The organism is Acidiphilium rubrum, assembly GCF_900156265.1.
Lineage (GTDB): Bacteria > Pseudomonadota > Alphaproteobacteria > Acetobacterales > Acetobacteraceae > Acidiphilium > Acidiphilium rubrum.
This window is the reverse complement of record NZ_FTNE01000020.1, coordinates 54,061-65,463: the sequence shown is the minus strand read 5'-3', so window position 1 is coordinate 65,463 and position 11,403 is coordinate 54,061. Positions and strand designations below refer to the sequence as shown.

Annotated in this window: 9 protein-coding genes; 2 read left to right on the top strand and 7 right to left on the bottom strand. The window is 64.4% G+C overall.

The genetic code is table 11. The annotated features are described in order from the left end of the window. Window positions 1–79: 79 nt before the first annotated feature. Window positions 80–439: a hypothetical protein gene (locus BW994_RS13900; RefSeq protein ID WP_076454645.1), complete on the bottom strand. Its 360-nt coding sequence runs from the start codon at window positions 437–439 to the stop codon at window positions 80–82. 79 nt (window positions 440–518) lie between these two features. Further along, window positions 519–1,220, bottom strand: a complete 702-nt coding sequence (locus tag BW994_RS13895; protein WP_029312667.1) for a CBS domain-containing protein — start codon at window positions 1,218–1,220, stop codon at window positions 519–521. Window positions 1,221–1,405: 185 nt separating this feature from the next. On the opposite strand from BW994_RS13895, the gene BW994_RS13890 reads away from it, so the two are divergent. Both BW994_RS13890 and BW994_RS13885 read left to right on the top strand, forming a co-directional pair. Continuing rightward, complete coding sequence (locus tag BW994_RS13890) at window positions 1,406–2,893, top strand: basic amino acid/polyamine antiporter (protein WP_051657461.1); 1,488 nt, start codon at window positions 1,406–1,408, stop codon at window positions 2,891–2,893. A gap of 34 nt (window positions 2,894–2,927) precedes the next feature. Next, on the top strand, window positions 2,928–5,267 hold the full coding sequence (locus BW994_RS13885; RefSeq protein WP_029312665.1) for an Orn/Lys/Arg family decarboxylase: 2,340 nt from the start codon (window positions 2,928–2,930) through the stop codon (window positions 5,265–5,267). A 40-nt stretch (window positions 5,268–5,307) separates the two neighbouring features. Here the strand turns inward: BW994_RS13885 and BW994_RS13880 are convergent, their stop codons facing one another. The 5 genes from BW994_RS13880 to BW994_RS13860 all read right to left on the bottom strand — a co-directional run bounded on the left by BW994_RS13880 (window position 5,308) and on the right by BW994_RS13860 (window position 11,396). Next, entirely contained in the window at window positions 5,308–6,069 is a 762-nt protein-coding gene (locus BW994_RS13880) for an SDR family NAD(P)-dependent oxidoreductase (protein WP_029312664.1), read from the bottom strand. A 1-nt stretch (window position 6,070) separates the two neighbouring features. Further along, on the bottom strand, window positions 6,071–7,075 hold the full coding sequence (locus BW994_RS13875; RefSeq protein ID WP_029312663.1) for an acetamidase/formamidase family protein: 1,005 nt from the start codon (window positions 7,073–7,075) through the stop codon (window positions 6,071–6,073). Window positions 7,076–7,235: 160 nt separating this feature from the next. Continuing rightward, a complete protein-coding gene (locus BW994_RS13870; RefSeq protein WP_029312662.1) occupies window positions 7,236–8,726 on the bottom strand; it encodes a multicopper oxidase family protein in 1,491 nt (496 codons plus the stop codon). Window positions 8,727–8,818: 92 nt separating this feature from the next. Then, window positions 8,819–9,991, bottom strand: coding sequence for an acetate/propionate family kinase (locus tag BW994_RS13865; protein ID WP_029312661.1), 1,173 nt, complete (start codon window positions 9,989–9,991; stop codon window positions 8,819–8,821). Next, window positions 9,984–11,396 carry a bifunctional enoyl-CoA hydratase/phosphate acetyltransferase gene (locus tag BW994_RS13860; RefSeq protein WP_029312660.1) on the bottom strand — a complete coding sequence of 471 codons (1,413 nt, stop codon included), beginning with the start codon at window positions 11,394–11,396 and terminating at the stop codon, window positions 9,984–9,986. Before BW994_RS13860 ends, BW994_RS13865 begins: the two co-directional genes overlap by 8 nt. Window positions 11,397–11,403 lie beyond the last annotated feature (7 nt).

The window sequence follows — 11,403 nt, the reverse complement described above, 5'->3', positions numbered from 1 at the left end:
AATACCAGAATGAACAGCCCTTGCCGGGGCATGCCCCGGCAAGGGCACCAACTCCCAACCCCAAATGAATTTCCAGACGTCAGGTTACACCACCTAATTGTTTGACGAGGGCGGTGATCAGGTAATCGGGGTGGAGGATATCGACGGCGACGACGGGGCGGGCGCAGAGGGTTTTGGTGTTGTCGAGTTCGGTGCGCGTGTTGAAACAGGCCAATCCGGCGGGGTGATGGCGGTTATGCCAGCGGGCGGCGAGGATGCCGCGGCCGGGTGATTTCGAGGCGATGGCGCGTCGCGCGTATTGCCGCCATGCGGGGAGTTGAACTTTTGGCATGGCCAGTCTGATGATCGGGAAGCTTGGGTCGATCTCGGCCTGGTGCATCGGGGTGATGAGCACGGCGTGTTGGTGGCCCGGGTCGGCGGCTGTCAGAAGCTGTGGCATGGGTGCCCAGCATATTTGCAGGGCGCACCGCTGGATTTGCGGTGCGGCGCACTCTGACCTTTGGTTGGGTCGGGCTGGATCAAAACGAGCCGAATGCGACGCCGCTGGTCGAGTCGACGAAGATCATCTGATCGTTGACGTGGGTGACGCCGCTGGTGTTTTCGGCGATGACGATGAGGGCGCGCCGTTCGGCATCGCTGAAGACGGGGCCGGACAAGGTGACGGCGCCGTGGTCGGCGACGACCCTGACCATGTCTTTCGGCGCCCAGTTGGAGCGGCTGATGGCGGTGCGGATCAGGGTGGTGATGGCGTCATCGGAGATGGTGGTCTCGCCATCGGCGGCGAGGCGGTCGAGCAGGGCGGCGAGGACGTTGCGGCGGGTCAGCAGGCCGACCAGTCTGGTGCCGCGCAGGACGGGGAGTTGTTTGATGCGGGAGGATTGCATGCGCTCGACCGCATCGATCAGCGGGGTGTCGAGATCGACGCTGACGAGTGTTTCGGTCATCACTTCGCTGACGTGACGGCCGCGGGTCTTGATGAATTGGTTGGCGGCGGTTTCGGGCGTGAGGAAGCCGCGCCACCAGCCGATTGCGGGCGCGGTGCCCAGTTCCGGCCGGCGCAGCAGATCACCATCGGTGATGATGCCGAGCAGATGATCGGCGGCGTCGGTCACCGGCAGGACGGAGAGGTGTTGGGTCAGCAACAGCCGGCCGGCCTCGGCAAGGCCCGTTTCGGGCCTGACGGTGGTGGGGTTGGTGGTCATGATGTCGCGTACGTTCATAGCTGCCTCCTCGAAATCCAATGGCGTGATTTAGGCGGTTTCCGATCGGACCGCCTTGATCTTGATCAATTGATGATCGTTGGCGTCAGGCGGCGATTGATGCAGATCAAAGCCAGTGATGCGTGCGCGCTTTAGAACGGTGATGCGGGAGACGGAGCATGACCCGCCGTTCATCAGGAGCCGTCATGGACCAGATTATTCCGCCGGGCGTGAAGCCTTCGGTCGCGCCCGCAACGGGCAACCAGCCGGAAAGCCGCAAGCTTGGGGTGATCCTGCTGAGTGGTGTCGTCGTGGGTTCGATGATTGGTGGCGGGTCGTTCAACCTGCCGCAGAACATGGCGCAGAAGGCTGGACTTGTGGCGATCGTGATCGCGTGGGTGATTACGTTCATCGGCATGTATTTCCTTTCGAACAGTTTTCGAATTCTGTCCGACAAGCGGCCGGATCTGAAGGCGGGTATCTATTCATATGCGCAGGACGGGTTCGGCCCGTTCGCGGGATTTCAGATGGCGTGGGGCTACTGGCTGAGTGCGGCGTTCGGCAATGTCGCTTTCGCGGTGTTGATCATGCAGATTCTGGGTTATTTTTTCCCGGTGTTTGGCAACGGGCAGAACTGGGCATCGTTGATCGGGGCTTCGGTGCTGATCTGGGTGATGTGTTTCATCGTGATGACCGGGGTGAAGCGCACCGCGGCGTTGAACGTGCTGGCGAGTGTGCTGAACATCGTGACCATCGGGTTTGCCCTGCTGGTAATGGCGTATTACGCGACCGGCGGGCATTTCAGCTTTGATATCTGGGGGCAGAAAAACCACCTCGGCAGTCTGTTCAGCCAGGTGAAGAGCACCATGCTGGTGACGCTGTGGGTGTTCATCGGCATCGAGGCGGCGGTTGTGGTGTCGGACCGGGCGCGCAGGATGTCCGATGTCGGGCCCGCGACGTTCATCGGGCTTGGGGTTTGCACCCTGTTGTATGCGCTGCTCTCGATCATGCCGTTCGGCCTCATGCATCAGGGCGATATTGCCAAGCTCGCCAATCCTTCGGCGGCCTATGTGCTGTCGGCCGTGGTCGGGCGGTGGGGTGCGGTGTTTGTGAATGTGTCGCTGTTGATTGCGGTACTGGGCTGCTGGCTGGCCTGGACCATTCTGACCGCGGAACTGCCGTTCGAGGGTGCCAAGGGTGGCGTGTTTCCGAAGTTTCTGGCGCGCGAGAACCGGTTTCATGCGGCGGTGCCGTCGCTGCTGGTTTCGGGCGTGGTCATGCAGATTACCATGTTCGTCGTGCTGTTCGCGCATAATGCTTGGCTGTGGCTGATCGATATTTGTGGCGTGATGATTCTGCCGCCGTATTTCACGAGCACGCTGTTTCTTGCGCTCTATGCATCGAATCCCCGCTATGTCGCGACGCATTCGGAAAGCCGGCGGACGGCGTTGATCACCGGGGTGCTGGGGGCGGTGTATTCGCTCTGGTTGCTGTATGCCGCCGGTCCCGAATTCATCCTGATGTCGACGGTGATTTTCGCGATCGGCATCCCGGTGTTCTGGTATGCCAAGCGCGATCATTTTCCGCTGCTGCCGGTGTTTTCGAAGGGGGAGCGCGCCTCGGTCGGGGTGTTGCTGGCGGTTGCGGCGGTGGCGCTGGTGTTGTTCGCGAAGGGCATCGTCAAGGTCACCTGAGGCGGCCCAATGCGTTCAACTGAAAGTCTGGATCATGTCGTTCGATACGTTGTTTGGCGTTCTGGCGTGCAGCGGCATACTGCGCGAGGAGAGCCACGAGGCCGGCCACCTGCACGCGATTTTGGAGCAGATCGGCGCGCTCGGCTACGCGGTGACGGAGGTGGCCAGCATTGCCGATGCCGAGGATGCGGTGCGGGCGGACGCCGCGATCGGCTGTGTTCTGATCGAATGGGGGGATGCGGCGTGGCAGCGCGATGCGGCGACGCTGATCGAGACGATCCGGGCGCGCGGACTCGAAATGCCGATATTCCTGCTGGTGCGGCGCCATCGCTTCGATGAGATCCCCGTCGTGGTGCTGGGCCGGGTGACCGGTTACCTGTTCCTGGCGGAGGACATGCCGGATTTCATTGCGAAGAATCTGATCAGCCATTTGAAGATCTATGCGGCGACGCTTAAGACACCGTTTTTCGGCGCGATGGTGGACTATGCCGAGCAGGGCAATCAGGTCTGGACTTGCCCGGGACATAACGGCGGGATTTTCTATTGGAAGAGCCCGGTCGGGCGGTTGTTCGTCGAGCATCTGGGCGAGGCGATTTTTCGAAACGATCTCGATAATTCGGTGGTGGAGCTTGGTGATCTGCTGACCCATGAGGGACCGGCCTTGCAGGCGCAGCGTGAGGCGGCGGCGATATTCGGCGCGGACCGGACGTATTTCGTGCTCAATGGCACATCGACTTCCAACAAGATCGTGCTCGGGGCGCTGGTGGCGCAGGGCGATCTGGTGTTGTTCGACCGCAACAACCACAAATCCAATCATCATGGGGCGTTGATCAATGCGGGCGGGATTCCGGTTTATCTGCCAACCGATCGCAATGCGCAGGGGCTGATCGGGCCGATCGATTTCGCAGCACTCGATGAGGCGGCGATTCGCGCGCAGATCAAGGCGCATCCGTTGATCACCGATCCGGCGGCCTGGCAGGTGCGCAAGCCGTTCCGGGTCGCGGTGATCGAGCAATGCAGTTACGACGGCACGATCTATGATGCCGACATGATCTATCGCAAGCTGAGCCCGCTCTGCGACTACATACTGTTCGATGAGGCCTGGGCCGGCTTCATGAAGTTTCATCCGCTGTTTGTCGGGCGGTTTGCCATGGGGTTGGCGGGGCTGGGCGGCGAGGATGCCGGGATTATCGCGACGCAATCGACCCACAAGCAACTGGCCGGATTTTCCCAGGCATCGCAGATTCATGTGAAGGATCATCACATCGCAGGGCAGCGGCGGCAGGTGTCTCACAAGCGCTTCAACGAAACCTTCATGCTGCATGCATCGACCTCGCCGTTCTATCCGTTGTTCGCGTCGCTCGATGTCGGCGCCCAGATGATGAAGGGGCGCGCCGGGCAGGTTTTGTGGGATGATACGATCCGGCTTGGCATCGAATTACGCAAAAAGCTGCGCGAGCTTGCCGACGCGTTCGCCCGCGAGGCGAACGGGCCGGTGCGGGCCTGGTTTTTCGATCCGTTCGTGCCGGATGTGGTGGCGGGCGATGCTGGCGGGATGATCCCCTGGCAGGATGTGCCGACCGACCGGCTGGCCGCCGATCCGGCGTATTGGGCGCTTGAACCGGGTGCAGCCTGGCACGGGTTCACCCATCTGGTGACCGGCTATGCGATGACCGATCCGAACAAGCTGACGCTGATCACGCCCGGGCTTTCGCGCAGCACCGGCGCGTATGAGGACCATGGGGTGCCGGCTGCGATTGTTGCTGAATATCTCAGAGAAAACCGGATCGTACCGGAGAAGAATGATCTGAACAGCATTTTGTTCTTGCTGACGCCGGGCATGGAATCCGGCAAGGCGGGTACGTTGTTGAGTGCGCTGGTCAGCTTCAAGCGGCTGCATGATGCCAACCGGCCGCTCGATGATGTGATGCCGGCGTTCGTGGCGCGGCATGGCGCGCGCTACGCGGGGGTTGGGCTCTATGATCTCTGCCAGGAGATGCACGCGTTCTACCGCACGCATGATGTCAGCAGCCTGCAGCGGAACCAGTTCCGCGCCGCGCATTTTCCGGAAATTGCGATGGCGCCGCAAGCGGCAATGCAGCATTTCATTCGCAACGATGTTGCGTATCTGCCGCTCGATGCCCTGGAGGGGCGCATCGCCGCGACGCTGGCATTGGTATATCCGCCGGGCTTCGGGGTCGTGGTGCCGGGCGAGCGCTACGGCGAACGCACGCGCCCGATGGTGGATTATCTGCGGATGTTCGAAGCGGCGGCCAACCGGTTTCCCGGATTTGAGAGCGAGATTCAGGGCGTGTTTCGTGAGACCGGGCCGGATGGGATGGTGCGGTTGTTCACCTATGTGGTGGCGGAGTAAAATCGATGCGACGTGGCAACAAGTAGGGCGGGCGGGTGGTTCAGAACTGCACGCCGCGGGTCAATGCGCCATCGACCACCAGGTTGGTGCCGGTGATGAAGCTGGCGGCTGGGCTGGCGAGGAACACGACGGCGCGCGCCATTTCCTCGGGCTTGCCCATGCGGCCGGTCGGGTTCAGCGCGAGGGCCTGGCGGTAGAGTTCGGGGTTGCCGTGTTCGATTTTTTCCCAGACGCCACCTGGGAAATAGGTGTTGCCGGGCGAGAGCGCGTTGACCCTGATGCCCTTGGCGGCAAGCTGGAACGACAGGCCCTTGGCGTAGTGGATCAGCGCCGCCTTGAACACGCCGTAGGGCCCGGCTGCGAAATCGACCTCGCGGCCGGAGACCGAGGAGATGACGACGATGGCGGCGGCGCCGGAGGCTTCGAGCGCGGGCATCGCGGCATCGACGGCGTGGACCGTGCCCATCATGTCGGTTTCGAATTCGGCGCGCCAGGAGGCTTCGTCCTGGCCGATGGCGAGGGCGGAGACGTTGGAGACCACGATATCGAGCCCGCCGAATTCCGTGGTGACGTCGCGCACCCAGGCGGTCAGCGCCGGGCCATCGGCGACATCGACCGCGCGGCCGGTTGCGCGCACGCCAAGCGCGCTGAGGGCCGCGACGGTTTCGGCAACTTCGCCCGCGTTGCGGGCACAGATGGCGACATCGGTGCCTTCGGCGGCGAAATGTTCGGCGACGGCGCGGCCGATGCCTTTGGTGCCGCCGGTGATCAATGCGCGTTTGCCGCTCAATCCGAGATCCATGTTATTTGCCTTCCGGGGCGAGATATTTTTTCGAGATGCCGGCGCCGACCGTGTAGTTGGGGTCGACGAAATTACCGAGCCGCACGCGACCGCACTGGCTCAGCATCATGTAGGCGTCCCATCGGTCGAAGCCGTATTCGGCTTCCATCCAGAGGACGAGGTCGCGATAGGCGATGCGCGTCGCGTCCTCGAGCGGGCGGGCGCTGCCGATCGTCATGATGAAATCCTGCCGCTCGAGGCGCGGCCAGTCGAGCGCCCAGGATTTGATCAGATCGACGCGGATGGTGGTTTCGGAGGCGAATTCGACCGCGGTGCCGCACACTTCGCCATCGCCCTGGCAGGCGTGCGCATCGCCGATGAACAGGCGGGCGCCGGGGCTGCGGACCGGCAGATAGGTGATGCTGCCCGGTCCCATGTCCGGCAGATCCATGTTGCCGCCGTGTGGGCCGGGGGTGAGGGAGTTGATGCTGTCGATTTCGGGCGAGGTGCTCAGCGTGCCGATGTGCGGCGCGTAGGGCAGCACGACGCGGGCACTCCAGCGGACTTCCTTTTCATCGACGTGGATTTTGCGGGTGATTTCCGGCAGCGGCGGTTGCAGCGAGGCGGTGAGGCCAGTGCCGGTGAGCGCGCCGAAATACGGGATCATGCAGCAGGTGCCGCGCGGGTTTTCGCCGCGCGGGCGCATGCGTTCGATGTGAACGGCGATGGTATCACCGGGTTCGGCACCCTCGATCATGATCGGGCCGTTCTGCGGATTGACGAAGGGCATGCGCAGACGTTTGCTCGGTTTGTCGCGCTCGGTGCGGATCGCGCCCTCGAACGCATCGCGCGTTTCGATCAGGATGCGGTCACCGGGGGCGACCGTCAGCACCGGTTCGGAATAGGGGCCGATCGTGTAGTGAAACCGGCCTTGCGCCGCCTCGGTCAGGTGGTGCAGCCGCGGTTTGCGCGCCCAGCCGACGCCACGGGTTGCGACGATCGAATGTGCCAGCCATCGTTCCGCCATGCGTGCGATTCCCCCTGTGGTTGCGGCATGTGAGAGTTCATCGGCGGGAGGGGGCTGTCAAGCCAGGGAGATAGCGAGGGTAGAGCTTCTTTTTTGTAAAAAAGAAGCAAAAAACTTTTTGACCCTGGGGTTATTGGGTGTGGGGGACGGCATGGGGTTATTATGCGGGGATGCCTTGGTAGCGGAACTCCGTCATCATGCCGGTCATCATGTGATACAGATTATGGCAGTGAAACGCCCAGCGGCCGGGGTTGATGGCATCGAAGGCGATGCGGACGCTGCCCATCATCGGCGTGACCAGCACGGTATCGCGCACCGCGCCGTTGATCGGCCGGCCGTTGATGGCGATGACCTGGAAGGAATGGCCGTGCAGATGCATCGGGTGCGCCATCATCGAGTGGTTGACCAGATCGAGTTCGACGCGTTGGCCCGGTTTCAGCATGAGGGGCGTGATGTTGGGCCAGAAGGCGCCGTTGAGCGACCAGCGGTAGGGTTTCATCGCGCCGGACATCACGATCCGGTGGACCAAATCCGGCTTGCGCGGGTGCAGCGGATTGCGGGCGACCAGGCGGGATTCGAATGCATTGTCGATCGGCTGCACGTGGTCGAGCCCCGTGTTGGTGTATTTCGGAATCGCGGCCCCCGGCGTTGCCAGCACGATGCCGGTGCGGCGGCGCGAGTCTTCGAGCCGTGCCAGGATGGGAAACGCGCCGGCGGCGGGCAGATCGAGCAGAATGTCCAGCCGCTGGGCGATGGCGATCGGAAATCGCGATCCGCCGATCGGGAGCACCGCATGGCCATCGACCGCGACGACCGTGCCGTGCAGCGCGCCGAGGTCGATCCAGAACTGGCTCGATGACGCGCCGTTGATGACCCGCAGGCGGAGGCGGCCGCCGCGGTTGACCGGGATGATGGCGGGATCGGCCAGGGTGCGGTCGTTGGCGAGGAAGGCGTCGTAGCGGATATCGTTCGAATCCATCGACATGCCGCTCATGCCGCCGGACTGCATGCCGCTCATGCCGCTCATGCCGCTCATCGACATCGGTGACGCGGGCTGGGCCTCACTGGCGCGGCTCATCGCGTGGGCCGCGGCTTGCGTCTGGCCGGTCAGGCCGGCGAGCAATTCGTCCGGCGTCTTGAAGCTGAAATCGTGCAGCATCAGCACGATCTCCTGGCGGTCTTCACGCAGGGTCGCGGCGTCGTGCACGATCAGCGGTGCGGTCATCAGGCGCTGTTCCTGCATGCCCTGGTGCGAGTGCATCCAATACGTGCCGGCAATGGGATTATAGTCATATGATTTGACCGAATGCGGGGTCAGGGGCGGGGTTTGCGGCCAGGGAAATCCATCCTGCGTCCAGGGCGGCAACTGGCCGTGCCAATGGATGATGGTGGGTTCGTCGAGCGCGTTGGTCAGGGCGACGTGGAACGCTTCGCCGGGAGCGAGGCTGAGGCCGTTCTGCCCGGCGGCGTTGCTGAGGCGAAAGACTTTGGCGGCGCGGCCGTCGACCTCGATGATCCGGCTGCCGGCGGTCAGGCGCTGCGGCGCCGATGCGGGTCGCGATGCGGCGATCGCCGAGCGGTCGAGCAGCGGCAGCATCGCGATAGCGCCCCCGGCGGTGACCAGCGAACGGCGGGATAGAACGTGCGACATGGCGGCGTCTCCTGCGAGGGCGGGTGAAACAAATGCGCATGTAGCGGCTTCCTACAGTAGGAAGGTCAACCCCGCACGGGGATGCGGCGGGTTCAGCCGGTCAGCAGGGCGATGGTGTGGCATGCGATCATGGCTTCTTCGTCGGTCGGGATCACCCAGACCGCGAGTTTTGCGTGCGGCGCGCTGATGATCGGGCCGGCGCGGTCGTTGGCTGAAGGGTCGAGCGTGACGCCGAGGTGGCCGAGCTTGTCGCAGATCATGCGCCGGACCAGGGCGGCGTGTTCGCCGATGCCGGCGGTGAAGATCAGCGCATCAAGCCCGCCGAGCGCCACGGTGAGGCCGGCGATTTCGCGCGCGGCGCGGTGGCAGAACAGATCGACCGCGAGGCGGGCATCGGGCTGGTCGCTCGCCAGCAGCACGCGCATGTCCGAACTTGCGCCGGAGACGCCGAGCAGGCCGGCTTCGCTGTACAGGATGTGGCTGATCGCGTCCGGCGCCAGGGTTTCGTGCTGCGCCATGTAGAGCACCACACCGGGGTCGAGCGCGCCGGTGCGTGTGCCCATCATCAGCCCGTCGAGGGCGGTGAACCCCATGCTGGTATCGACCGAGCGGCCATTGTGCATGGCGCAGGCGCTGGCGCCGTTGCCGATATGTGCCGCGATCACCCGTCCGGCGGCGCGCGCGGGATCGAGCGCCGCGAAGCGTCCGGCGATGAACTCGTAGGACAGGCCGTGAAACCCGTAGCGCCGCACACCGGCTGCATGGTAGCGCGCCGGCAGCGGCAGGCGGGTCGCGACCGGCGGCATGGTGTGATGAAACCCGGTATCGAAACAGCCGATCTGCGGCAGGTTGGGGCGGATTGCGGTGATCGCGCGGACTGCCGCCAGATTATGCGGTTGATGCAGCGGGGCCAGCGGCGTCAGCCGGTCGAGTGCGGCAAGGGTGTGGGCGTCCAGCCGGACCGGGGCGACAAAATCGGTGCCGCCGTGGACGATGCGGTGCCCGACGCCGATCAGACGGTCGCCCTCGAGATGGGCTTCGGCCCAGTCGAGCAGCGGGGTCAGCAGATCTTCGTGCGAGAGGGTCGCGCCGTCCGGCCAGTGGCGATCGACCAGGCGTTTGCCGTCGTGATCGAAGCCCTGGAAATGCGGTGCCTCGCCGATTTGCTCGATCTGGCCGTGTGCGATGCGCGCGCCGCCGGTTTCGACGATCGCGAATTTGATGCTCGATGAACCCGCGTTCAGCACCAGGACCGCGTCAGCCATGGTCATGCGCCACCATCAGCAGGGCGACCGCGCAGGAGGCGAGGCGGGTGCGGCTGTCGTCCGCCCGGCTGGTCAGGATGATCGGCACGCGCGCGCCGGCGACGACGCCGGCGGCATCGGCGCCGGCGAGGAAGGTGAGTTGCTTGGCCATCATGTTGCCCGCCTCGAGATCCGGCGCCAGCAGGATGTCGGCCTGCCCGGCGACGGCGGAGATGATGTTCTTTTCCGCCGCGGCGCTACGGCTCACCGCATTGTCGAAGGCGAGCGGCCCATCGATCAGGCCGCCGGTGATCTGGCCGCGCTCGGCCATTTTGCAGAGGGCGGCGGCATCCAGCGTCGATGGCATGGCGGGGTTGATGGTTTCCACCGCGGCCAGCACGGCGAGTTTCGGGGTGTCGATGCCGAGCGCGCGGGCAAGGTCGATCGCGTTTTGCGCGATGCCCGCCTTGGTCGTGAGGTTCGGCGCGATGTTGATCGCCGCATCGGTCAGCAGCAGCGGGCGCGGATAGCCGGGCACGTCCATCACGTAAATATGCGACAGCACATGATCGGTACGCAAGCCGGTCTCGGCGTGCATCACCGCGTGCATCAGCTCGTCGGTGTGCAGCGCGCCTTTCATCAGCAGGCGGGCGGCGCCGTCGTGCACCAGTTGCACGGCGCGGGCGGCGGCGGCGTGGCTGTGGGGCGCATCCTCGATCCGCAGCCCGGTGAGGTCGAGGCCGGCGGCGGCGGCGGCGGCGCGGATCTTGCCTGCCGGCCCGACCAGAATCGGCACGATCAGCCCGGCGGCGGCGGCATCGAGCGCGGCGCGCAGGGTCACTTCGTCGCACGGATGCGCGATGGCGGTAGTGCAGGGGCCGCGCGCGCGGGCGAGGCCGAGCAGGGTGTTGAAGCGTTCATGCCGGGTCAGCCGCACATCGGGCAGCGCCATGGCGGGGCGGCTGATGGCTTCGGTGGGCGCCTGCACCAGCGCGGTGCCGCGCAGAACGACGACGTTGTTCTGATTGACCGCACTGCAATCGAGGGTGAGGCGGTGTTTTTCCGCCATGCGCTCGGTCACCGTGACGACCGCGGTGATCGTATCGCCCGGGGCGACCGGCGCGCGGAATTGCAGGCTTTGATCGAGATAGATCGTGCCAGGCCCCGGCAGGCGGGTGCCGAGTACCGCCGAGATCAGGCCGGCGGTCCACATGCCGTGGACGATGATGTGGTGGAACATGTCGGTGCGGGCATATTCCGCATCCATATGGGCGGGATTGATGTCCCCTGAAATGTAGGCGAACAGGGCGATGTCATCGAGGGTCAGGGTGCGGCTGATCGAGGCGGTATCGCCGATCGCGATATCGTCGAACACGCGGTTCTCGATCAGCGGGGTGCTGAGCGGCGCGCGTTGGAATTTCTGCATGGCGATA

Excerpts from the sequence above, each read along its gene's own strand:
- BW994_RS13900 (WP_076454645.1), bottom strand. The coding sequence starts at position 439 with ATGCCACAGCTTCTGACAGCCGCCGACCCGGGCCACCAACACGCCGTG.
- BW994_RS13895 (WP_029312667.1), bottom strand. The coding sequence starts at position 1,220 with ATGAACGTACGCGACATCATGACCACCAACCCCACCACCGTCAGGCCC.
- BW994_RS13890 (WP_051657461.1), top strand. The coding sequence starts at position 1,406 with ATGGACCAGATTATTCCGCCGGGCGTGAAGCCTTCGGTCGCGCCCGCA.
- BW994_RS13885 (WP_029312665.1), top strand. The coding sequence starts at position 2,928 with ATGTCGTTCGATACGTTGTTTGGCGTTCTGGCGTGCAGCGGCATACTG.
- BW994_RS13880 (WP_029312664.1), bottom strand. The coding sequence starts at position 6,069 with ATGGATCTCGGATTGAGCGGCAAACGCGCATTGATCACCGGCGGCACC.
- BW994_RS13875 (WP_029312663.1), bottom strand. The coding sequence starts at position 7,075 with ATGGCGGAACGATGGCTGGCACATTCGATCGTCGCAACCCGTGGCGTC.
- BW994_RS13870 (WP_029312662.1), bottom strand. The coding sequence starts at position 8,726 with ATGTCGCACGTTCTATCCCGCCGTTCGCTGGTCACCGCCGGGGGCGCT.
- BW994_RS13865 (WP_029312661.1), bottom strand. The coding sequence starts at position 9,991 with ATGGCTGACGCGGTCCTGGTGCTGAACGCGGGTTCATCGAGCATCAAA.
- BW994_RS13860 (WP_029312660.1), bottom strand. The coding sequence starts at position 11,396 with ATGCAGAAATTCCAACGCGCGCCGCTCAGCACCCCGCTGATCGAGAAC.